Raw genomic sequence first — 20,325 nt, forward strand, 5'->3', positions numbered from 1 at the left:
AATAAACTTAATGTCTGCCAGGTTCCAGTTTCCCATTTTTAAAAGTCAGATCTAAAGAATAAGGGGAATTATATTCACTATTTATCTTTTTCCATTTTGGGGCAGTTTTTAAAACTCTGAGAACTTCCTGACGGACCTGGCTGGAAAGGTGGTTGCTAACCGCTAGTTCAGTTAGTGAACCATCTTTTTTTAATTTAAAGGACACAATTAATCTGCCATTTGCTGAGGCGGGAACAATACAGTTTTTAATCAGGTAATTGTGTAAGGATACTAAATCCGGATTAACTACCATTGGAATTACAATTCCCATGGTTGCTATTGGGCGATCAGGTTCAATTGTTTTCGGAGCTACCTTACCCTGTAAGGTAGTCTGTGCATCTGCTTCCTGTGCAGCAGTACCAAAACCAATAAATAACAGCGCTGCTACAGCCCATCTTTTCCAATGAGATTCATTGGTTTGCGAGGCAATCAATCGTCAATTGATCATTTGTAAACCGGCCACACACGTTATTATTATTCTCTTGCATGATTTGCATAAAATATGCCGCCTTTTTATCAGTCAGATCATACACTTTCTTTTGACAAGTCCCGCAAAACCGGGCATCACCATCAGGTTTCATTCTATCCCAATTCTCATTACAGGAAAAACTAAGACTGGCATTGTTGATTTTCTCTTCCATAATTGTATTGCTTGCTCTGTAGATGCAGAAATTTTAGAATTTCCATACGATACCATATTTTTTTTTAATATTAAAATAGGTTTTAAGGTATTATTTTAAATTATTTGTTCATTTAATAGCTCAAATGGATATAAGTTTACATTTTTGTTGGAATTTAGAATCTTTGTAGGTCTCATACCTATTTAGCGCTCATTGTACCATCAGATTAATACCATAAAAATTGAAACAACTAAACGAAAAACCTGACGAAAACAAGCTTAAAAGAGGCTTGCAAAACAGGCATATCCAATTGATTGCGCTAGGCGGTGCCATAGGTACTGGCTTATTTCTGGGTATAGGTCCTGCGGCTGTACTGGCTGGCCCATCTGTAATTTTGGGTTATGCATTGGCTGGTATCATTGCATTTTTTATTATGCGCCAATTAGGTGAAATGGTCGTAGAAGAACCTGTATCAGGTAGTTTTAGTCATTTTGCTTATAAATACTGGGGTTCATTTGCTGGTTTTGCCTCGGGCTGGAATTACTGGGTACTTTATATCCTGGTCAGCATGTCCGAATTAACGGCAATTGGGATATATGTACACTTCTGGTGGCCTTCGGTTCCATTATGGTCGTCAAGTCTTTTCTTTTTTCTGACTATCAATGCCCTGAACCTGACCTCCGTTAAAGTTTATGGTGAAGTGGAGTTCTGGTTTTCTATTGTTAAAGTAGCAGCGATCATAGCAATGATCTTTTTTGGAGTTTATTTACTGGTAAGCGGATCAGGCGGTGAACAGGCTAGCATAGAAAATCTTTGGAATGACGGCGGATTCTTTGCAAAAGGATTGTTAAGTTCAGATGGAAAAGGTGGGTTTCAAGGTTTATTCTCTGCTATAGCGTTAATTATGTTCTCTTTTGGCGGACTGGAATTAATCGGAATAACTGCTGCCGAAGCTGAAAATCCTGAAAAAACTATCCCTAAAGCAACCAATCAGGTGATTTATCGTATTCTGATTTTCTATGTAGGTGCTTTGGTCATTCTTTTTGCGCTGTCACCGTGGAAGAACATTACCACAGACAGCAGCCCCTTTGTAATGGTTTTTGAAAGCCTGAAAGGGTTTCAATTCAGCCTTTTTGGTAAGATTATTTATTTTACCAGCATCATTGCAAATGTGCTTAATATTATTGTTTTAACAGCTGCTTTATCAGTTTATAACAGTTGTGTTTATAGCAACAGCCGAATGCTTTTTGGGTTAGCAGAACAGGGAAATGCCCCTGCTTTCTTATCAAAACTGAACAAAAACCACGTGCCCTTAAAAGCAATTTTAGTATCAGGTCTTTTTGTAGCTATAAGTATTGTGATCAATAAACTGATGCCCGAAAAAGCATTAGGAATTCTGATGTCACTGGTTGTATCATCATTGATGATTAACTGGCTGATGATTAGTATTACCCACTTGAAATTTAGAAAGAGCAAGAAGGCTGAACAAGTGAAAACCAAATTCCCTTCTTTTATCTATCCGCTGTCTAACTACATTTGTCTGGTCTTTCTGATCGGGATTTTAGTCATCATGTGGATTACCGGAATGAAGTTGCCTGTGGAGCTGATCCCAGGATGGCTTATACTTTTATATCTCTGCTATCTACTTGTCAAAAAGAATAAACAAAAGCAAGTATAAACTAATGTACAATCATAAAGCAAAGGGAGCTGAAGTAAAATTCGGCTCCCTTTTTTAATGTCAGAAAAGATCAATTGACACGCGGAAGTAATATAAGCTCTAACGTTTGTTTTTATAATACCAATCGGTATATATTTGACCTATGGATAAGTCGTACTCAAAAGCTGAACGGACCCGGAAGTTTATTATTGAAAGTACCGCAGAGGTATTTAATAAAAAAGGATATGCTGGTACATCTCTAACTGACATGACCAAAGCGACAGGATTGACCAAAGGCAGTATTTATGGCAATTTTGGGAATAAGGAAGAAGTTGCGCTCGCAGTTTTTGATTATAACTATTCAAGAGTTTCCCGTTTAATCACCGAAAAAATTAATCTGGCAACAACGTTTTATGATAAGCTCATGTGTTTTGTCGGCGTTTACCGGGGCATTCTTAAAGATACAATAAACCGTGGCGGTTGTCCGGTATTAAATACCGCAACGGAGGCAGACGATACAAATGGCTTGTTAAGAGAGAAAGCCGCAGGAGCAGTAAGAGAATGGGAGGAGTGCCTGACCAGCTTAATCAAACAAGGGATAAAGGCGGGTGAATTTAAAGAGGATGTGAATCTTCGTAAAACCTCTTTATCAATTGTTGCACTAATAGAAGGCGGGATAATGATTTCCAAAGTTACAGATGACGTCACTTGTATGGATAATATCTTATGTACAGCAGAGATGCTTATCAACCAGCTTAAAAAGTGATTTTTTTATCCTAAAATATACCGATTAGTATAATATGAGCCCTGTAAAACGTCAAATACTCTTAATCACTGTCATTGCAGCTGCAATTATGGAATTGATTGATACCTCAATTGTGAATGTCGCACTCAATTATATGAGCGGAAATTTAGGTGCAACTCTGGAAGATATTTCGTGGGTAATTACCTCTTACGCTATCGCAAACGTTATTATTATTCCTATGACCAGCTTTTTGGTAAATAATCTTGGCCGCAGGAATTACTATATCGGTTCTATTATCCTTTTCACCGTCTGTTCTTTTTTATGTGGTAATGCGACCGGGATCTGGGAGCTTGTAGCCTTTAGGTTTATGCAGGGACTTGGAGGTGGTGCATTACTCTCTGTATCCGCTGTAGTTGTCTATGAACTGTTCCCAAAAGAAAAACAGGCAACCGCCAGCGCATTATTCGGTATTGGTATTTTCATTGGCCCAACCATAGGCCCGACACTGGGAGGCTATATCACAGAAAACTTTTCATGGCCCTGGATTTTTTACATTAACATCCCTATTGGGATTGCAGCAGCGATCTCTTGTTTCTTCCTTTTATATGAATCCCCTGTCAGAGAAAAAATCAAAAAGATCGACTGGATGGGAATATTTCTTTTGATCGCCGGGATCGGATCACTGCAAACAGTATTAGAAAGAGGAGAGACCGACGACTGGTTCTCAGCCGGATATATTATTGTCCTCAGCATAATTGCTGCTATTTCTTTAATCGGATTTATTATATGGGAACTTCGTATTGAAAATCCTATTGTTAATCTTAAGATATTAAAATACAGGTCTTTAAGTATTGCTGCCGTACTGACTTTTATTACCGGGATGGGCATGTACACCTCAATCTACCTGACACCAGTAGTTGCGCAACGGTTATTGGGATTTACTCCAACCCAATCTGGTTTATTGCTTTTACCCGGCTCGATAGTAGCTGTGCTAGCCTTGATCATTACGGGCAAGTTATTGCAAAAAGGGGTTTCACCGGCTTTAATTATCCTGTTTGGCTTTCTCTGTTTTATTTACTTTAACTGGTCAATGTCCACGATTACTCTCCAAACACCAGCTATCGACATTACCTTAAACCTAACTTTCAGAGCTATAGGAATGGCATTGTTAACTGTTCCGCTGGGTACACTCGCAGTATCCTCTCTTCAGGCAAAAGATATGCCCCAGGGTACAGCGCTGAATAACATGATGCGGCAGCTAGGTGGCTCATTCGGAATTTCTATTATTAATACCTATGTAGCCAGGCGTGTTGCCTCACACAGAATGGATCTGATCACTCACATCAAAGTAGAAAATCCGGTTGCTGTAGAACGGATTGACACTTATACAAGACTTTTTCAGCAGAAGGGTTTCGGTCTGCTTGACGCCAAAAAAAAAGCAATGCAGCTCATTGAACTGGTAGTCGTTAGACAGTCCTTCTTTTCCAGTTATCTTGATGCCTTTTTATTAACGGGGATGTTTTTCGCCATCGCATTGCCTCTTTTGATTTTTGTCGCCAGGCGCGATAAAGCAAAACCAATAATTATACCTTCCTCCGATCATTAATATGAAAAAAAAAACAAAGATAAATATGAACTTAACAAATAATACAATCCTGATCTCTGGCGGAACTGCTGGTATTGGATTTGAAATCGCTAAACTATTAACAGAAAAGGGTAATCACGTGATCATTACTGGTCGTGATCAGAAACGTCTTGATACAGCAGTAGCTAAATTGGATAACGTTACTGGTATCTTATTCGATACCACAAAAGAAGTAGAGGTTGACCGTTTGGTGAGCAGGATCAATGCTGACTTTCCTGCGTTAAACGTAGTTATTAATAATGCAGGCCGTGCTTATATTCCTATACATAGCCGGAGGACAAAAATCATGGAAAAAAGCAGGGGATGAAATGGAAACAAACTATATTTCATTAATCCGTCTGACAGAGAAATTGCTTCCTCAGCTGCTTAAACAAAAATCTGCTGCGCTGGTTAATGTGAGCTCTATAGTTGCGATTACGCCTGGTCTTAATGCACCGACCTATAGTGCAAGTAAGGCAGCTGTTCATTCCTATACCGAAGTATTGCGTCTTGCTTTAAAAAACACCAGTGTTAAAGTATTTGAGTTAATGCCGCCGTTAGTCAATACAGAATTTTCTAAAGAAATAGGTGGAGCAGAAAATGGTATTCCACCGCTGCAGGTAGCAACAGAATTTGCTGACGCTTTTGAAAATGATACCTTTGAAATTCATGTAGGTGTAACGGCACAGATATTTGAATTAGCCCGGACTTCCCCTACAGCAGCGTTAAATGCATTAAACAGCATAGAAGCTTAATAAAATTGTGATCTGAAATGTAAATACAAAATCCATTTCCAGTTTAAGGAAATGGATTTTGTATTTCAAAAAATATCAGTTTATTTTTTTGCGGTTTGCAGTTTAAACCTGATGCCTGCATTTACAAACAGGTTGCCTCCTAATTTATTGATCTGCCCCTCTTCAAACGAGTTTTTTATACCACCTTCTTTAAGATCGAAATTCCTCAGGAACATATAACCGCCCCCCAGTATAAGGTCAAAGTGTTTACTCCTCCATTTGCCTTCCAATCCAAGAGGAAGTTCCATATAATTCAGATAACGTCTTTTAGGCTCGACTTTATTCTCTGTATCATAGCTAAGATTTCTGAATCTTAAAGCTAATTTGACCTCCATTTTCTTCGTTACATCATAAGCGGTACTTACTTCAGTAGGAATATCTATATTGAATTTGAATTTACCTTCTGTTTCCAGATGGATCATAAAACCTGGTAAAATTATCGGAGAGTTCAATGCGTTCATTACAAAACCGCCAAACCCATATGAAAATCCGGGACGGGGGAGTCTTAATAAAAAGGACTCCTCCATTGATGTACAGATCATGGTAATCTATATGTTTTAAATCCGAGTTGATACCTACGGATAGTATATTGACCATACCCCAGTTATTTCGCATAGAACGGTAATAACTAACACCTACCTGAGAACTGAGCAATTTCTCAGGCATCAAGTCTTTCTCACCCGATTTACCACTCATTTGAGTATAACTTCCATTGATCATACCCGTCCATCGGTTTACCTTTTTCGTAGCCGGATCAAATTTATCTGAGATCAGAAAACTGTAACCCAGGTCAACTCTTTTTTGGGTTTTTTCTGCATTTTCGACGTTACCATCTTTCTGTTTGTACTTACTGCCGGGAAGGTAGATTGCGTTAACTTCAATGGTGTTTACCGGTGTGAACTGAGCAAAAACACTTTTGCCAGTTAGCACGAGAAAAATAATAAGTAATTTCTTTATCGGCTGAGCTTTCTTTAACATAAATTTCAAGATTGAAATTAATAAATTAAGTGTGCTGAACATTCTGTTAGTTCGGGTTTATGACAACATGATTATGTTCTACCCTGACGTAGAATTGAATTTTATTTTTCAGATAGTCCAGAATGGGTTGTAGTATGACGCTTAAAAAGGTGTTGCTTCCTTGTACAAGCTGTGGAGAATGTCTACAATTAGAAACAGTCTTAATAATTTAAATCGCTTAAAACGAGTGTTTTAATCTTATTTTAATCTGTGGAGCGAAAATTGCTATTGTGCTTCTTTAATAACTTGCTCATTACTTAAAGATTAGTGTATCAGATGAAAAGAAACCCTTTACCGTATTTCGTATTTTTACTCGCACTGGTGTTCAGCACCAGTTTCGCTCATGGTGCAGCCCATGGGAAAAACATGTCCAGTTTCAGGGCAGTTTTATTTCAGATAGATACGATCCCTAAAGATTCAATAAAAAAAGACTCCATTAAAAAGGCTTCTGAAAAGCCTGTTGTGGTTCCAGCTGTTCCAATAATAGTTAAAGTTGTGCCGGATACTGCTGTTAAAAAAGCAGTGCAGGATACAACGATCAAAAAAACTGTTCAGGATACTGCTGGTAAAAAAACTATTCAGGACACTTCGGTTAAAAAAACTGTTCAGGATACTGCTATTAAAAAGGCAGTTCAGGACACAGCCGGTGCAAAAACAGTGCAGGACTCTGTCAGTGGTAAAGTCTCTGACGCGGGCGGGCCATTGATTGGAGTAGTCATTACCGTCAAAGGCGGTAAAGATAAAACCCTTACAGATACCAAAGGTAACTTTAGAATTGCCGCAGGGGATAATGCAATTCTCTTATTCGCCTATATGGGTTATAAGACAAAACAAGAACCTGTAAACAAGCGAAAGACCATCAACGTGGTTATGCAAACAGAGTCAAAAGTACTAAGTGAAGTTCAGGTTGTTGCTACAGGATATGGAACTGTGAACAGGGCAAAATTAACCAGTTCGGTTTCAAGTATCCAGGCTGATCAGCTAAAGAATGATGTACTTCCTACCATAACCCAGGCTATCCAGGGTAAAGCAGGAGGGGTACAGGTTACTCAGAAATCCGGTTCTCGGGTGGTGGCTTAAATATTCGTATCAGAGGTACAACCTCAATCAATGCTGGCTCAGATCCATTGTATGTGGTAGATGGTATCCCGGTAAACAGTACAACAAATTTTACAGGCGGAAGTGACTTTAACTTCGGTGGAGGTACACAGGGAATCAATATCCTTGCTTCAATTAATCCATCCGATGTACAGTCTGTTGAGATTTTAAAAGATGCGGCATCTTCTTCAATTTATGGAGCAAGAGCAGCTAATGGCGTTGTACTGATTACGACTAAAAAGGGGCAGCCGGGATTAAGTACCTTCAGTTTTAATGCATATGAAGGATTCTCTCAGGTTCCAAACGAGAGAAAATATAAAATGATGAATACTGGAGAATACCAGGATTACATGAAAGATTATTATAGTTTCCTTAAAGACGCTAACGGTAATCCTACACCAGTTCCGGCTGGGGTTCTGGCAAATCCGGGTACAAATACCGATTGGCAGGATCAGATCTTCAGAACCGCGCCAACAAGAAATTATGAGCTATCAGCACGTGGTGGATCAGAGAAGACACAATACTATACTTCCATTGGTTATATGCGCCAGGCAGGTGTGATTCAGAACTCTGATTTCAGCCGCTTAAGTGCAAGATTGAATCTTGATCATCAGCACAGCGATAAATTGAAATTCTCTACCCGTGTAAATCTGACAAGGGCATTGAATGACCGTATCCAGGAAGAAAACTCTAAAGAAGGCTCTACTAAAAACGGTATTTTTGCACCTCCTAATCTTCCTGTCTATAATCCTGATGGAAGTTATGCTTATGACCAGGTCAATACCAATCGTGAAAATCCTATTGCTATGCTGCTTCTGCCGGTTAACAAATCGGAAACATTCAGAGTATTAGCCAGTGCTTCAGCAGAGTATAAAATTCTTCCTGATCTGACCCTGAAAACCAGTTTTGGTGCAGATTTGAGTTTTATTGATGAAACTTTCTTTATGCCACCAAATGGTATCCGTTCATTCGCCGCACAAGGTGGAATTGGCGCACAAAGAAGTACAAGAGATCAGTTATGGGTTAATGAAACAACATTGAGTTATCAGAAGTCTTTTGGTGAACATCATATAGATGCACTTGCAGGTGCTTCTGTACAGCAATCACGTATTCAGTTTGTGGATGCAAGACGTTCTAATTTCCCTTCCAACGATATTGAATATATTTCTGCCGGTGGTACAGTTACAGGTGCAAATGCCTTCCCTGAAGAATGGAGCATTGCATCTGCATTTTCGAGAGTAAATTATGATTACAAAGGAAAATACCTTTTAACTGCAAACTTTAGAGTAGATGGATCTTCCCGTTTCGGTGTAAACAGCCGTTATGGTACATTCCCTTCATTTGGTGCAGCTTGGCGTGTTTCTGATGAAGACTTCTTGAAAAAAAAAGTAATAAAATCATCAGTAATCTGAAAATCAGAACGAGCTGGGGGATTACAGGAAACCAGAATATTCCTAATTATGCCAGTTACTCTTTATACAGCGGGAGTAACAATTATCTTGGAAATCCTGGTTATTTACCTAACGTTTTGGGAGATAAGAACCTGAAATGGGAAACTACACAACAGCTGAATTTTGGACTGGATCTTGGATTGCTGAACAACCGGATCTCTTTACTGGCCGATTATTATATTAAAAACACTTCAGATCTGCTTGTGGGGATTTCTATTCCTTCAAGTTCTGGTTTCCAAACCCGTTTTACTAACGTAGGCAAGATTCAGAATAAAGGATTTGAATTTGAATTGTCTACTCAGAACCTGGTAGGTGCATTTAAATGGAATACCTCTTTCAACATGTCCTTTAACAGGAACAAAGTAGTGTCATTACCAGGCGGGGAGCTTTATGGTGGTGCCGGAAGTCTGAATATCGCCAGAGAAGGTTTACCTCTTGGTTCGTTCTACGGATGGAAAATGGCTGGTGTAAACGCTCAAACCGGAATGATTGATTATATCAAGCAGGATGGTACACTTGGTGCACCAACTGATCCGAAAGATCGTGGGATTATTGGTAATCCAAACCCTGATTTTTATGGTGGTATCACGAATACTTTCCAGTATAAAAACTTTGACCTGAGTATTATGGGGCAGTTTTCTTATGGAAATGATATTTTCAATTACAATCTGGCTTCGGGATTGGATGGAAGTAATAAAACAAGTAACGGTTTTGTAGACTGGAACAGACGCTGGAGAAATCCAGGTGATATTACTGATGTACCACGTCCAACCCCAGGAAACTTTGACAACACTGCAATCTCTGATCGTTTTGTAGAAAATGGTTCTTTCTTCAGGTTGAGAAATATCACGTTTGGTTATACCTTAAGCGATAAAGTATCTGAGAAGTTGAAAATTAAAAGCTTACGTATTTATACCACAGTACAGAATGCTTTCGTATTCACACAAAATACAAAGGATATGATCCGGAGGTAAGCTCTAACCAGGGTGGTGCTAATCAGGGACTGATTTATGGTTACGATTATGGTAGCTACCCACAACCGAGGATCATTACTGCAGGTATCAATTTAACTTTCTAAGAACAATTCTATAATCCGAACATGAAGACGATTTCAAAATATATTTTAACAGCAGCAGTTTTATTAAGCTTTTCATCCTGTAAAAAATTCCTGGACAGACAGCCGATTGCTCAGATTACACCAGAGAATATTTTTACATCAGAACAAGGTGCTCAGTCTGCCGTGATGGGCGTGTACAGAACACAGCTTGGCGCTTTCTCTTATGGACAATCTTTAGTGATTGTTCCTGAATTCTCAGCAAGACATGTGAATCATGTGTCAAGTTACCCGGAGTATGTAGACTTTAAGACAAATACTGTACGTATTGATAATCCATGGGTACAAAACATCTGGACAGCAGCTTATGCAGCTATTAATGCTTCCAATTCCAAATGTAGTAACCAAAGTAGCAGCAATGCCGGATGGTGCAATTCCTTTAGAAAAAAGACAGCAGTTTGTGAGAGAGGGCCGGTTTATAAGAGCATTAAACTACTTTAATTTAGTCAGAGCATTTGGTGACGTTCCTTTGGTTTTAACGCCTACCGGAGAAAATGATAATCTTAAAGTACCCCGTAATACAGTAGCTGAAATTTATGCTCAGATCATCACAGATCTTAAAGAGGCAGTGAATTTGCCAAATACTTATTCGAACATTGCAGAAACTAAAGGCAGGGCAACTGGTAACGCTGCTAAAGCACTTTTGGCTAAAGTTTACCTGTATAATGGTAGTGTGACTAATAATTATGCAGAGGCAGCAAGACTGGCGCAGGAAGTTATCTCGACAAGCGGATCTTCTATGCCAGTTGACTTTGGATCTATCTGGACAACAAAAAATACTTCAGAGTCAATTTTTGAACTTCAGTTTGATGCACAGGCGACCATCCACTGGCAACTGTAAGTAATCCAAACCCATCTATGTTATTTTATGCAGAAGGAAAATCTATCGCCGATTTATATGAAACAGCAGATAAAAGGGGCAAGTTTACTGTTTATCAGAATACGACAGCAGATCTAAAGTATTATATAGGTAAATACAAGATCTTTAGTCCGGCGCTTCAAAACTTCCCTGTCATTCGTTTAGCAGAAATCTATCTGATCCATGCTGAAGCTCAGGCACGCGTAGATGGTGCGGTGAGTAGTGCTGCATACGATTCTTATAAAAAAGTGCGTGACAGAGCTGGTATCAACACTCCTGATGTTTCTGCATTCACTTCTGTTGCCGCATTTGTAACTGCGGTACAGAAAGAAAAACGCATGGAGATGATGTTTGAAGGGGAAGCCTGGTTTGATTACTGCAGAACTGGTTTAGCTTTGACAGATATGATGAGCAAGGCCGATGCGAATTACTTCTTATATCCGATTCCGGATGCTGAACGCAGATAATCCTTCATTAACACAAAATAAAGGATATTAGATTGGTTTACAATGTGATAAAATGAAGAAAGAGGCAATTTGCCTCTTTCTTCATTTTATCACAAAATTACTATTTAGCTGAAAACTAGTGTCATCTGATTTTCATCCGCATCAGCTAAACTCATAGAATTGTAACTCTTTTAGGATGTTATTGCGGTTTAAATAGATTAAATGCATATTTAAGAAAGAATAAGCCATTATACTATGTTAGGAGAATTAATCGAAAAGGAGTCAATAGACGTTAGTGAAATTATAGCCGCAGATCAAAACCATATAGAAGAATTAAAAGACAAACTCAATGGTGCTCAGCGTTTAGGCAATGAATTCAAATCAAAAGCAGACATTACATTTAATACCAAATTTGGTCCAAAAACTGTGAATACGACAGTATGGTCAGTTACAGAGAAATACATTCAGCTGAAGAACGGAATACATATTCCTTTAACAAGCCTGATTGATATAGATTTTTAAACCTTTAAGAGCTTTGCCATTTTCCGCAATAAACAATTTGGAAACGGCATCGCTTATTACATCTTTTAATTCGCTTCTGCGCGCACCACTATAACAGGCTTCAAAGCCTTTTTGGACTTTGTTATATAATAGAATCATGGTTCTGTCATTTGGAGAACCTATGCCTGTTTTATCGACATCCCAGGTGAATTCAAAAGTATTTTTAGCGACTGTTACCTTTACGTTTTCTGGTTTAGCGAGATCTCCGTCCGAAATCGGAACTGCCACTTACGCTTGCTAATATGCTATTTTCTGCTACTCTTGCCATGATTCATCTGATTTTATTTTGGTATACAATAAATGTTACTTAAATAGTAGTTGTGTTGGTGCTTTGTTGATAACTAATTTACATTAAATTTCATGTTTAATTCGGCCTTCGTCCGAGGCTGGCTGAAAACATGCTGAATGGCATCTGAAAGAGATCCGGATCGTATCTGAACAAGACTACTACAGTGTCTTGACAGTAAGGTAGTTATGGAGATGTTTCTTAGGGCTGTTTTGGGGCTTTTTTTTACGGGAAAAATGTAAGAACTTAAGGCTTGAAATAAAATGCCCTCTCATGAAAAAATTCCCTTTAATCAGTTTAGCAAACAGCCTTGCATTGCTAAGATATGCTGTAGCATTCATCTTCATCGCTCATGCTGCGGTGCGCGTCACTGGTGGAACAGTTGAGCGTTTTGGTGGATTCTTAACCAGTAAAGGTTTTCCTTACGGTACACCCATAGTCTGGATGATCACTGCTTATGAACTGGCTGGGGGACTGTTGCTGGCTCTGAGATATTTTACAAAATGGTTAAGTGCAGGTTTTATTGCAATTCTTACTATAGGAATTGTGATTATCCATGCCGAAAAGGGCTGGTTTGTGGGGGAACATGGAGAAGGAGGGGCAGAATATAGTTTTATATTAATTATTGCGCTGATAGTGATCGCTGCAACTGATCAACGAAAAGAGGAGCGGATTCTAAGTAACTCTATCTATGAAGGAAGCAGCTGCAATTCCATTAGCATTTATTACTGCATGGGAAGGACTGATGGATCGTGCGCAGCTAAAAAAGATAAAACAGTATTGATACAAGGTGGTTCAGGCGGAGCCGGTCATATTGCCGTACAGCTTGCAGTTGCGAAGGGAGGCAGGGTGTTTGCAGCAGTCAGAGCGGATAAAAAATCAATTATTGAATCTTATGGTGCTACAGCTATTGATTTGAGCAGTCTGTCTGTTGCTGACTATGTGAAAATACATACGGATGACGAGGGTTTTGATATTATTTTTGATACTATCGGGGGGATACACTTGATTCCTCTTTCAAGGCGTTAAAAATATACCAAGGACACATGTTGAGTATATTAGGCTGGGGGACACGTAACCTTGCACCATTATCGTTTCAAGGGGCGACTTATTCTGGGGTGTTTACGCTTTTGCCTTTAATAACTGGTAAAAATAGGGCACATCACGGAGCTATTTTTTAAAGGAAGCCACCATTCTGGCAGAAGCAGGAAAACTGAAGCCGATGTTGGATACCGTTCATTATACAATGGAAACTATTGCTGATGGTGCAATAGAACAGCATCATAATGAAGGTAAGGTAATTATTGACATGACCAGGCATTAATGACCATTCGTCTTGGCAAAGTTTAAATTCCAATTTAAACTTTGCTATTCAGGTCTATTTTTTTTTTTGCGTTCTTTTCTTCAATCCACAAAGACATATATTTCGTGCTGTTTACAGTATGGTGCATTAAAATCTGTCCAAAGAAATTTTGCTGACGGTGTGCTGTTAAATTCAGGGACAAAGTATTTATCATGGTTGTAAAGGCCTTTGTAAACTGTGATTTTCCGTAACGTTCATTAATAATCCTTACTCCGTTCTGCTGTGAAGTTAACCACCAGTTTTTGTCCTGATAAAGCTTGGCAGCCTGATCCGTGAAAAGTTTAAAATCATCCTCGATTGCTCCGTTCCATTCCAGATTTCCGCTCATCGCTTCTGCACCTACAGCTGTGGTGACAGATGGTGTACCAACAATCATGGCATCAATAAATTTTCCTTTCATCCCGGCGCCGAACTGTATAGGTGCCAGTAAAATTCTGTTATCTGCAATAACTTCCAATGCATCATCTGCACGGCCATGGACATAGAACTTTTCTTTTTCATTATGTAACTGCATTACTTTTTGCGAAGAATAGGCGCCGTAGATATTCAGTTTTGCTCCTGGCAGTTTTTTCCTTAATGCCGGCCATATCTTTGTTTTTAATATTTGAAGTGTGTTCCAGTTCGGTTCATGTAAATAATTGCCAATGAATACAAATCCTTCGCGTTCTTCAAATGTTTTCCAGTTCTGGATATCTTTTTCTGTAAGCTCTTCTTCTAAAAATGGCAAAAATAATAAATTAAAGAAGGATCAATGCGAAACTGCTCCTGCAAAATATTCATTTCTACCTCAGAGATGAGTAAGGATACATCACATCGCAATATGGATGCAATTTCACGTTTGGCAATATCAGTATAAAGGTCAATTGTGTCGCCGGTTTTTATGGCCTGCTGGCGGGCAAGACGCAAACAATGAAGATCCACTGTATCCATCAGTCTGATGGCGTCCGGGCATTCCTGCTGAACTCTCCATCCATATTGTTCTTCCATCATAAAACGATCGAATAATACAATACCCGGGTTTACCTCGCTCAGAAAAACATTAAAACTATTATCATTTAATTTAATCTCATGTTCCTGCACGCCTAAACTGATCAGGTTAAAGCTAAAATCACTTTTAGATGCAGCAGATGCAAAGCGTACTTCATACCCATCGGAAAGAAATAAATTGATTAGCTGGATCATTCTTGTGCCTGCTGCCGATGAAGTTGGCTCTGGCCAAACCGGCCCAATAATCAAGATTCTCTTTTTCTTCATTCCTTTAAAATTTATGCAAAAATAGAGGTTTTTAACGCAGTTTATCTAAATAGCCCATTAAACAATATGATTATTCGTAATTTTGCCGGGAAGAATTTTATTAATAACATCATGCTTGGATTAAAATTATTGACAGACCCGCGTTGGGCAAATATTGCTGAATCGAATTTAGAAGAGATATTAACTGATCATGCCTGGTGTGAACAGAAAGCAGCAACAAATGCCATTACTTTGATCGCAAATAATTCTGAACACATGGATTTAGTGGAAGAACTAACCGCTATTGCTATTGAAGAAATGCAGCATTTTCAGATGGTCATTGAGATTATCAAAAAACGTGGTTATACTTTAGGACGTGAGCGCAAAGATGATTATGTAGGTCGATTAGTGAAATTTAGCCGCAAGGATGGAAGCAGAAATAATGCATTCATAGACCGGCTTTTATTTGCTGCAATGATAGAAGCCAGAAGTTGCGAACGTTTCCGCGTATTGTCATTAAATATTAAAGATCAGGAGCTAGCGAAATTTTACCATGATTTAATGGTTTTCAGAAGCAGTTTACACATTACACTTTTTTTTTTTGAATTTTGCACGGAAATATACCATTGATGTTGATGTAGATAAAAGATGGAAAGAATGGTTAGAGTTTGAAGGCGAACTGATTCAGAGTTTTGGCAGTAAAGAGGCTATCCACGGATAGCCTCTTTACATAAAAGCCGGTTTAAATTTATGATTTTGGTTTAGCCATTTGTGTATTCATACCTTTCAATTTAGTCATCTGATCAGGTGTAAGAATAGTCTTATATTGTTCCATACGGTACTGAGCTATTTCTTTAGATCCACCACCCTTTTTCTCGTTAGCTTGTTTTAGTGCATCTTTCTTATTGATACATTCTGTGTTTACAGCTAAAACCTTAGTATACTGATCATCATTCAAAGAAAGTTTTTTTTGCAGTTCTTTAGAATATGGGATTGCACGCTGCGCAGCCGGTACCTGTACCTTCTGAACCATTTTTTGTGCTTTAACAGCTACCTGTTGTTTTGGTGAGGTTTTGGGAGCAGCAGCAGTTTGTGCAGCGGCAGTAAGGCCTGCAGCAGCAAAGGTGAATGCTAAAAGTAACTTTTTCATAAGTTTTGTTTTTTTATATAATATTAATGATAATTAACGAGTAATTTAAGCCGATCAATATGAGGTGCTTAAACAATTTCTTGTTTGCATTTAAATGAAACCTAAAAACCAAATTAATAAACATGAAAAAAATAATCCTTTCCCTTTTTCTGATCACCTCTTGTCTGCTTGTTAAAGCACAGCAGGAAACCCCTGCTTCTAAAGAAGAAACTGAAGTTGCTGCGGTAGTCGAAAAATTAAGAGTAGCCATGATCAGCGGAAACAAGTCCGATCTGGAGAGTGTGACTTCTGCCGATCTGACTTATGGACATTCGGGAGGTAAAATTCAGAACAGGGCTGCTTTTGTAGATGATATCAGCTCAAAAAGATCAGATTTTAAAACGATTGAATTAACCAAACAATCTATTACCATCCAGAATAATGTTGCGATAGTACGTCATGTCTTAGTAGCAGATACCAATGATGGCGGGAAACCGGCACATATCAGTCTGGGGATAGTTCTGGTTTTGAAGAAAGAGAAAAAAGACTGGAAAATAATTGCAAGACGTGCATTTCACGTAGATTAATTATCACGTACAGACAAGCTAGTATCCAGTATTGTTTTCTCGAAATCATAAACCGGGTACTTGCTTTCTATTAAATTAAGCAGTTTATTAGTTGCGATTTGTCCCATTTCAAAAGCAGGCTGACGAACGGAGGTCAATGTTGGGGACATCAAATCGAGCACATCTGAATTGCAAAATCCTGCAATGACCATTTCTTGCGGAACTTTAACTTTTAACTCTTTAAATACGACTAGTGCACCTATACTCAAACGATCACTGGCTGTGAGTATACCATCAGGTTTTTCCTGCAGATTCATTAGCGCTGTAATTGCAGTTTCTGTTTCTTCCTGAAACATGCCACCATGAGCACAATATTTTACATAAGCTTCATTGAGGCAGATTATGTTTTGCTAAAGCCTGTTTATAGCCATTTAAACGTTCTACACTAATTGATAAATGGTCTGAGCTTGTTAAATGGGCAATCCTTTTGCAACCCTGACTAATCAGGTATTCGGTTGCTTCAAATGCGCCTTTCTCGTTATTTGCTATGATTTTATGGGTATCGATCTGATCTGTCACCCGGTCAAAAAATACGATGGGCAAACCTCTCTGATGTAGATTTTGAAGATAGGAGGTATCTGTGGTTTCAGCGGATAGAGAAACTAGTAAACCATCTGCCGATCTGGATGCTAAATGCTGTATGTTGATCTTTTCACGTTCATAAAGTTCGTGGGTCTGTGTAATAATTACATGATAACCCCGGTCATAGGCAATTGATTCAATCCCATTGACGACTTGTGCAAAATATTGATTGGCTACTTCGCTTAGTGAAACCCCAATGGATTTACTTCTGCGTTCCTTTAAACTTAATGCAATTGGATTTGGACGGTAATTGATCTTCTGAGCATATTCAAGGACTATTTTTTTGGTCTCCGGACTGATTTCGTGCGTATCACGTAAAGCTCTCGAAACAGTGGAGGTAGAAAGGCCTAGTGCCTTGGCAATATCTTTTAAAGTAAAGGGCTCAAACATAACGTTCGTTGCGGATATCTAAATCATACAAGTCTACATATAATTTCTGATTGCCGGGAACGATTGCGCAATATTTTCTGCCCTTTTGTTTCATTCTGCGTATAAAACTATGTAGACTTGTTAGTTATTGCAAACGAAATAATTAACCAGATATTTATGAATAAATTCCAGGTAATAGTATCCAGCGTGTTGGTTTTTGCAGCTTTAAACAGCAATGCACAAAACAAAAAGAAAGATTCGCTAACAGTAATGCTGGATTCCTATTTCAATAATGAAACCAAAAAAGATCAGGGCGGTAATTTAATCTCATGGCATTATAAATGGGATGAACTGACCAATGGAGGTTTTTCTCTTTGGGGAGGCGCGAATCAAAAAAAAAGCCGGATTTAAGACTTCAACACTTTATGCAGCTCCAACAGCACAGAACCTGAAAGGTTCTTCAGTTTATATTATTGTTGATCCGGATACGGAAAAGGAAAGCAGCGATCCCAAATTTATACAGGCGGATCATGTTAAAACGATTTCAGACTGGGTAAAAAAAGGTGGCATACTGGTGATGATGGGCAATGACGTGGGTAATGCCGAACTGGAACATTTCAACAATCTGGCAAAAGTATTTGGCGTTCAGTTTAACCTGGACAGTAAAGGGAAAGTGACGGGTGACCAGTTTGACATGGGAAAGATCATGGTTCCTGCCGGTGATCCTGTATTTAAGACAGCAAAACAATTGTTTATCAAGGAATTTAGTAGTTTATCAATTACAGCTCCTGCGAAATCTATTCTGAAGGATAGAGATGGTAATGAAGTTATTGCATTATCAAAATATGGTAAAGGATCGGTAATCATCATTGGTGATCCGTGGTTATATAACGAATATGTAGACGGAAAAAGGCTGGCCGCTCCATATGATAATCTTAAAGCGGGTACTGATCTGATCTATTGGATTTCAAGTCTGATCCCAGCAGCAAAAAAATAATTCACGGTCATAAAAAACACGTTTAAATGGGCTTAAAAGCCTGATAAAAAAATATTATAATGAAGGATATGAAAGTATTACATGCGGTACATCCGGATGATTTTAAAGCATACGATACTGAAAAAATCAGATCGAGATTTTTACTGGCTGATTTAAAAGAAGAAAATAAGGCCAATTTCGCCTATACGCATTACGACAGAATGATTGTAGGATTAGTACATCCGGTTTCTGAAACGGTGGTATTAGGTAACTATTCAAATCTGCGTGCAGATTACTTTCTGGAGAGAAGAGAAATCGGAATTATCAATGTTGGCGGGGCAGGGGTTATTGAGGCAGACGGAAAAACATTTGAAGTGAATAAACTGGATGCCTTATACCTTGGGAAAGGGGTGAAGGAAGTCAGCTTTAAAAGTGCTGACGCTGCTAATCCGGCGGTTTTTTATTGCCTTTCTACACCAGCGCATCAGGCGTATCCTGTAACTTTATTAGTTCATGCGGATGCAATTTCAACAGAATTAGGTAGTTTAAGCACAGCAAATGAACGCAGAATTATCAAATACATTCATAGAGACGGAATTCAGAGCAGTCAATTGGTTATGGGTTTAACCATCCTTGCCAATGGAAGTGTTTGGAATACAATGCCGGCGCATACGCACGACAGAAGAATGGAAGCTTATTTCTATTTTGATGTAGCTGCTGATCAGCGCGTATTCCATTTAATGGGACAACCACAGGAAACCCGTCATGTTTTAATGGGTAACCATGATGCGATAGTTTCTCCGCCATGGAGTATTCATTCGGGAAGCGGTACTCAAAATTATAGTTTTATCTGGGGTATGGGAGGTGAGAACCTTGATTATGCGGATATGGACCCTGTTGCAATTCAAGACATACGTTAATGGAATACACATTTTCCTTAAAAAATAAGGTCATTATAGTGACCGGAGGTACCGGGATTTTAGGTGGTGCTTTTGTAGAAGCAGTTGTTGAAGCAGGTGCTTCGGTAGGGATTTTAGGTAGAAATGCTCAGATCGCCAACGAACGTGCAGATGCGATTAATCAGGCTGGCGGTAACGCTATTGCCCTAGTAGCAGATGTGATGGATGAAGCTCAGTTAATAGCTTGCAGAACCCAGATATTAGAGAAATTTGGTAAAATAGATGGTTTGGTAAATGCTGCGGGTGGTAATCAGCCAGAAGGAGTTTTACAGCCTGAAGAAGATATATTCAAGATGAACCTTGAAGGAATGAAAAAAGTAATGGACCTGAATTTATGGGGAACTGTTATTCCTACCCAGGTTTTTGGAGAATCCATTGCTTTGGGTGGTAAAGGCAGTATTGTCAATATCTCTTCCATGAATTCTAAAAGAGTAATCACTAAAGTATGTTATAATCTGGGGAAAGCGGGTGTTGATTATTATAATCAATGGTTTGCTGTAGAATTAGCCAACCGTTATGGCGGTGCAATCAGGATGAATGCAATAGCACCTGGCTTTTTTCTTACCGAACAGAACCGCACCCTGTTAACCAATAGTGATGGAAGTTATACAGATCGCGGAGGTCTGGCAATTAAACAAACTCCATTTAAGCGTTTCGGACATCCGGATGAGTTAAAAGGTGCTTTGATCTGGTTGTTGAGTGATGCTTCGCAATTTGTAACCGGAGCAATGATTTGTGTTGATGGTGGTTTCTCTGTATTTGGAGGAGTTTAAACCG

Annotated in this window: 29 protein-coding genes; 19 read left to right on the forward strand and 10 right to left on the reverse strand. The window is 38.8% G+C overall.

The features are described 5' to 3' along the window. Positions 1-7: 7 nt before the first annotated feature. Together ACWYN3_RS38095 and ACWYN3_RS38100 are read right to left on the reverse strand one after the other, a co-directional pair. Entirely contained in the window at positions 8-472 is a 465-nt protein-coding gene (locus tag ACWYN3_RS38095; RefSeq protein ID WP_456218841.1) for a hypothetical protein, read from the reverse strand. Beyond that, positions 450-680, reverse strand: coding sequence for a hypothetical protein (locus ACWYN3_RS38100; protein WP_456218842.1), 231 nt, complete (start codon positions 678-680; stop codon positions 450-452). Before ACWYN3_RS38100 ends, ACWYN3_RS38095 begins: the two co-directional genes overlap by 23 nt. A gap of 220 nt (positions 681-900) precedes the next feature. Between ACWYN3_RS38100 and ACWYN3_RS38105 the strand changes: the two genes are divergently transcribed. From ACWYN3_RS38105 to ACWYN3_RS38125, 5 genes are all read left to right on the forward strand, one after another. Next, on the forward strand, positions 901-2,337 hold the full coding sequence (locus tag ACWYN3_RS38105) for an amino acid permease (RefSeq protein WP_456218843.1): 1,437 nt from the start codon (positions 901-903) through the stop codon (positions 2,335-2,337). A 142-nt stretch (positions 2,338-2,479) separates the two neighbouring features. Then, positions 2,480-3,082 carry a TetR/AcrR family transcriptional regulator gene (locus tag ACWYN3_RS38110; protein ID WP_456218844.1) on the forward strand — a complete coding sequence of 201 codons (603 nt, stop codon included), beginning with the start codon at positions 2,480-2,482 and terminating at the stop codon, positions 3,080-3,082. A 34-nt stretch (positions 3,083-3,116) separates the two neighbouring features. Then, complete coding sequence (locus ACWYN3_RS38115) at positions 3,117-4,667, forward strand: DHA2 family efflux MFS transporter permease subunit (protein ID WP_456218845.1); 1,551 nt, start codon at positions 3,117-3,119, stop codon at positions 4,665-4,667. Positions 4,668-4,692: 25 nt separating this feature from the next. Next, positions 4,693-5,013 carry an SDR family NAD(P)-dependent oxidoreductase gene (locus ACWYN3_RS38120; protein ID WP_456218846.1) on the forward strand — a complete coding sequence of 107 codons (321 nt, stop codon included), beginning with the start codon at positions 4,693-4,695 and terminating at the stop codon, positions 5,011-5,013. Position 5,014: 1 nt separating this feature from the next. Then, positions 5,015-5,440, forward strand: a complete 426-nt coding sequence (locus ACWYN3_RS38125; protein ID WP_456218847.1) for an SDR family NAD(P)-dependent oxidoreductase — start codon at positions 5,015-5,017, stop codon at positions 5,438-5,440. Between the two features lie 80 nt (positions 5,441-5,520). Here ACWYN3_RS38125 and ACWYN3_RS38130 read toward each other — a convergent pair whose 3' ends face one another. Then, on the reverse strand, positions 5,521-5,940 hold the full coding sequence (locus tag ACWYN3_RS38130) for a DUF6268 family outer membrane beta-barrel protein (RefSeq protein ID WP_456218848.1): 420 nt from the start codon (positions 5,938-5,940) through the stop codon (positions 5,521-5,523). Beyond that, positions 5,876-6,457, reverse strand: a complete 582-nt coding sequence (locus ACWYN3_RS38135; RefSeq protein ID WP_456223293.1) for a DUF6268 family outer membrane beta-barrel protein — start codon at positions 6,455-6,457, stop codon at positions 5,876-5,878. Before ACWYN3_RS38135 ends, ACWYN3_RS38130 begins: the two co-directional genes overlap by 65 nt. A 315-nt stretch (positions 6,458-6,772) precedes the next feature. On the opposite strand from ACWYN3_RS38135, the gene ACWYN3_RS38140 reads away from it, so the two are divergent. From ACWYN3_RS38140 to ACWYN3_RS38170, 7 genes are all read left to right on the forward strand, one after another. After that, complete coding sequence (locus ACWYN3_RS38140) at positions 6,773-7,576, forward strand: carboxypeptidase-like regulatory domain-containing protein (protein WP_456218849.1); 804 nt, start codon at positions 6,773-6,775, stop codon at positions 7,574-7,576. Between the two features lie 26 nt (positions 7,577-7,602). After that, entirely contained in the window at positions 7,603-9,006 is a 1,404-nt protein-coding gene (locus tag ACWYN3_RS38145) for a TonB-dependent receptor plug domain-containing protein (RefSeq protein ID WP_456223294.1), read from the forward strand. Positions 9,007-9,044: 38 nt separating this feature from the next. After that, complete coding sequence (locus ACWYN3_RS38150) at positions 9,045-10,019, forward strand: TonB-dependent receptor domain-containing protein (RefSeq protein ID WP_456223295.1); 975 nt, start codon at positions 9,045-9,047, stop codon at positions 10,017-10,019. A 125-nt stretch (positions 10,020-10,144) separates the two neighbouring features. Then, entirely contained in the window at positions 10,145-10,600 is a 456-nt protein-coding gene (locus ACWYN3_RS38155) for a hypothetical protein (RefSeq protein ID WP_456218850.1), read from the forward strand. Beyond that, positions 10,518-11,000: a RagB/SusD family nutrient uptake outer membrane protein gene (locus tag ACWYN3_RS38160; RefSeq protein WP_456218851.1), complete on the forward strand. Its 483-nt coding sequence runs from the start codon at positions 10,518-10,520 to the stop codon at positions 10,998-11,000. Before ACWYN3_RS38155 ends, ACWYN3_RS38160 begins: the two co-directional genes overlap by 83 nt. 17 nt (positions 11,001-11,017) lie before the next feature. Then, positions 11,018-11,485, forward strand: coding sequence for a RagB/SusD family nutrient uptake outer membrane protein (locus tag ACWYN3_RS38165; protein WP_456218852.1), 468 nt, complete (start codon positions 11,018-11,020; stop codon positions 11,483-11,485). A gap of 234 nt (positions 11,486-11,719) precedes the next feature. Next, positions 11,720-11,986, forward strand: a complete 267-nt coding sequence (locus tag ACWYN3_RS38170; RefSeq protein WP_183878285.1) for a hypothetical protein — start codon at positions 11,720-11,722, stop codon at positions 11,984-11,986. Here the strand turns inward: ACWYN3_RS38170 and ACWYN3_RS38175 are convergent. Continuing rightward, positions 11,957-12,253, reverse strand: coding sequence for a hypothetical protein (locus tag ACWYN3_RS38175; RefSeq protein ID WP_456218853.1), 297 nt, complete (start codon positions 12,251-12,253; stop codon positions 11,957-11,959). The genes ACWYN3_RS38170 and ACWYN3_RS38175 overlap by 30 nt on opposite strands. Positions 12,254-12,584: 331 nt before the next feature. Here ACWYN3_RS38175 and ACWYN3_RS38180 point away from each other — a divergent pair, with 331 nt between their 5' ends. Continuing rightward, the gene (locus ACWYN3_RS38180; RefSeq protein ID WP_456218854.1) at positions 12,585-13,340 is read left to right on the forward strand and encodes a DoxX family membrane protein; all 756 of its coding nucleotides are present in this window, start codon (positions 12,585-12,587) and stop codon (positions 13,338-13,340) included. A 329-nt stretch (positions 13,341-13,669) separates the two neighbouring features. Here the strand turns inward: ACWYN3_RS38180 and ACWYN3_RS38185 are convergent, their stop codons facing one another. Continuing rightward, on the reverse strand, positions 13,670-14,401 hold the full coding sequence (locus ACWYN3_RS38185; protein ID WP_456218855.1) for a glycosyltransferase family 4 protein: 732 nt from the start codon (positions 14,399-14,401) through the stop codon (positions 13,670-13,672). Then, a complete protein-coding gene (locus ACWYN3_RS38190; protein WP_456218856.1) occupies positions 14,389-14,928 on the reverse strand; it encodes a hypothetical protein in 540 nt (179 codons plus the stop codon). Before ACWYN3_RS38190 ends, ACWYN3_RS38185 begins: the two co-directional genes overlap by 13 nt. A gap of 111 nt (positions 14,929-15,039) precedes the next feature. Here ACWYN3_RS38190 and miaE point away from each other — a divergent pair, with 111 nt between their 5' ends. Further along, positions 15,040-15,537 (forward strand): tRNA isopentenyl-2-thiomethyl-A-37 hydroxylase MiaE, encoded by a 498-nt coding sequence (miaE, locus tag ACWYN3_RS38195; protein WP_456218857.1) that lies wholly within the window; start codon positions 15,040-15,042, stop codon positions 15,535-15,537. A 118-nt stretch (positions 15,538-15,655) separates the two neighbouring features. On the opposite strand, the gene ACWYN3_RS38200 is transcribed toward miaE, so the two are convergent. Then, positions 15,656-16,057: a hypothetical protein gene (locus ACWYN3_RS38200; protein WP_456218858.1), complete on the reverse strand. Its 402-nt coding sequence runs from the start codon at positions 16,055-16,057 to the stop codon at positions 15,656-15,658. A gap of 122 nt (positions 16,058-16,179) precedes the next feature. Here ACWYN3_RS38200 and ACWYN3_RS38205 point away from each other — a divergent pair, with 122 nt between their 5' ends. Further along, complete coding sequence (locus tag ACWYN3_RS38205; protein WP_456218859.1) at positions 16,180-16,623, forward strand: nuclear transport factor 2 family protein; 444 nt, start codon at positions 16,180-16,182, stop codon at positions 16,621-16,623. On the opposite strand, the gene ACWYN3_RS38210 is transcribed toward ACWYN3_RS38205, so the two are convergent. Both ACWYN3_RS38210 and ACWYN3_RS38215 read right to left on the reverse strand, forming a co-directional pair. Then, positions 16,620-16,958 carry a substrate-binding domain-containing protein gene (locus ACWYN3_RS38210; RefSeq protein ID WP_456218860.1) on the reverse strand — a complete coding sequence of 113 codons (339 nt, stop codon included), beginning with the start codon at positions 16,956-16,958 and terminating at the stop codon, positions 16,620-16,622. The two genes, ACWYN3_RS38205 and ACWYN3_RS38210, sit on opposite strands and share 4 nt — an antisense overlap. Before the next feature lie 31 nt (positions 16,959-16,989). Next, on the reverse strand, positions 16,990-17,634 hold the full coding sequence (locus ACWYN3_RS38215; protein ID WP_456218861.1) for a LacI family DNA-binding transcriptional regulator: 645 nt from the start codon (positions 17,632-17,634) through the stop codon (positions 16,990-16,992). Positions 17,635-17,790: 156 nt separating this feature from the next. Here ACWYN3_RS38215 and ACWYN3_RS38220 point away from each other — a divergent pair, with 156 nt between their 5' ends. Genes ACWYN3_RS38220 through ACWYN3_RS38235 form a run of 4 tightly spaced genes read left to right on the forward strand, consistent with a single transcriptional unit; the run spans position 17,791 to position 20,321 of the window. Then, entirely contained in the window at positions 17,791-18,024 is a 234-nt protein-coding gene (locus tag ACWYN3_RS38220) for a hypothetical protein (protein ID WP_456218862.1), read from the forward strand. Beyond that, complete coding sequence (locus ACWYN3_RS38225) at positions 17,972-18,610, forward strand: lacto-N-biose phosphorylase central domain-containing protein (RefSeq protein WP_456218863.1); 639 nt, start codon at positions 17,972-17,974, stop codon at positions 18,608-18,610. Before ACWYN3_RS38220 ends, ACWYN3_RS38225 begins: the two co-directional genes overlap by 53 nt. Positions 18,611-18,669: 59 nt before the next feature. Next, positions 18,670-19,509, forward strand: coding sequence for a 5-dehydro-4-deoxy-D-glucuronate isomerase (gene kduI / locus ACWYN3_RS38230; RefSeq protein ID WP_456218864.1), 840 nt, complete (start codon positions 18,670-18,672; stop codon positions 19,507-19,509). Continuing rightward, a complete protein-coding gene (locus ACWYN3_RS38235; RefSeq protein WP_456218865.1) occupies positions 19,509-20,321 on the forward strand; it encodes an SDR family oxidoreductase in 813 nt (270 codons plus the stop codon). The genes kduI and ACWYN3_RS38235 overlap by 1 nt, the downstream gene beginning before the upstream one ends. Positions 20,322-20,325: the final 4 nt, after the last annotated feature.

The sequence above is a fragment of the Pedobacter sp. NJ-S-72 genome (assembly GCF_053890575.1).

Excerpts from the sequence above, each read along its gene's own strand:
- ACWYN3_RS38220 (WP_456218862.1), top strand. The coding sequence starts at position 17,791 with ATGAATAAATTCCAGGTAATAGTATCCAGCGTGTTGGTTTTTGCAGCT.
- ACWYN3_RS38210 (WP_456218860.1), bottom strand. The coding sequence starts at position 16,958 with ATGTTTCAGGAAGAAACAGAAACTGCAATTACAGCGCTAATGAATCTG.
- ACWYN3_RS38115 (WP_456218845.1), top strand. The coding sequence starts at position 3,117 with ATGAGCCCTGTAAAACGTCAAATACTCTTAATCACTGTCATTGCAGCT.
- ACWYN3_RS38215 (WP_456218861.1), bottom strand. The coding sequence starts at position 17,634 with ATGTTTGAGCCCTTTACTTTAAAAGATATTGCCAAGGCACTAGGCCTT.
- ACWYN3_RS38190 (WP_456218856.1), bottom strand. The coding sequence starts at position 14,928 with ATGAAGAAAAAGAGAATCTTGATTATTGGGCCGGTTTGGCCAGAGCCA.
- ACWYN3_RS38170 (WP_183878285.1), top strand. The coding sequence starts at position 11,720 with ATGTTAGGAGAATTAATCGAAAAGGAGTCAATAGACGTTAGTGAAATT.
- ACWYN3_RS38130 (WP_456218848.1), bottom strand. The coding sequence starts at position 5,940 with ATGAACGCATTGAACTCTCCGATAATTTTACCAGGTTTTATGATCCAT.
- ACWYN3_RS38200 (WP_456218858.1), bottom strand. The coding sequence starts at position 16,057 with ATGAAAAAGTTACTTTTAGCATTCACCTTTGCTGCTGCAGGCCTTACT.
- ACWYN3_RS38110 (WP_456218844.1), top strand. The coding sequence starts at position 2,480 with ATGGATAAGTCGTACTCAAAAGCTGAACGGACCCGGAAGTTTATTATT.
- ACWYN3_RS38165 (WP_456218852.1), top strand. The coding sequence starts at position 11,018 with ATGTTATTTTATGCAGAAGGAAAATCTATCGCCGATTTATATGAAACA.
- kduI (WP_456218864.1), top strand. The coding sequence starts at position 18,670 with ATGAAGGATATGAAAGTATTACATGCGGTACATCCGGATGATTTTAAA.
- ACWYN3_RS38160 (WP_456218851.1), top strand. The coding sequence starts at position 10,518 with ATGCCGGATGGTGCAATTCCTTTAGAAAAAAGACAGCAGTTTGTGAGA.
- ACWYN3_RS38155 (WP_456218850.1), top strand. The coding sequence starts at position 10,145 with ATGAAGACGATTTCAAAATATATTTTAACAGCAGCAGTTTTATTAAGC.
- ACWYN3_RS38100 (WP_456218842.1), bottom strand. The coding sequence starts at position 680 with ATGGAAGAGAAAATCAACAATGCCAGTCTTAGTTTTTCCTGTAATGAG.
- ACWYN3_RS38225 (WP_456218863.1), top strand. The coding sequence starts at position 17,972 with ATGGAGGTTTTTCTCTTTGGGGAGGCGCGAATCAAAAAAAAAGCCGGA.
- ACWYN3_RS38135 (WP_456223293.1), bottom strand. The coding sequence starts at position 6,457 with ATGTTAAAGAAAGCTCAGCCGATAAAGAAATTACTTATTATTTTTCTC.
- ACWYN3_RS38205 (WP_456218859.1), top strand. The coding sequence starts at position 16,180 with ATGAAAAAAATAATCCTTTCCCTTTTTCTGATCACCTCTTGTCTGCTT.
- ACWYN3_RS38235 (WP_456218865.1), top strand. The coding sequence starts at position 19,509 with ATGGAATACACATTTTCCTTAAAAAATAAGGTCATTATAGTGACCGGA.
- ACWYN3_RS38180 (WP_456218854.1), top strand. The coding sequence starts at position 12,585 with ATGAAAAAATTCCCTTTAATCAGTTTAGCAAACAGCCTTGCATTGCTA.
- ACWYN3_RS38120 (WP_456218846.1), top strand. The coding sequence starts at position 4,693 with ATGAACTTAACAAATAATACAATCCTGATCTCTGGCGGAACTGCTGGT.
- ACWYN3_RS38125 (WP_456218847.1), top strand. The coding sequence starts at position 5,015 with ATGGAAACAAACTATATTTCATTAATCCGTCTGACAGAGAAATTGCTT.
- ACWYN3_RS38140 (WP_456218849.1), top strand. The coding sequence starts at position 6,773 with ATGAAAAGAAACCCTTTACCGTATTTCGTATTTTTACTCGCACTGGTG.
- miaE (WP_456218857.1), top strand. The coding sequence starts at position 15,040 with ATGCTTGGATTAAAATTATTGACAGACCCGCGTTGGGCAAATATTGCT.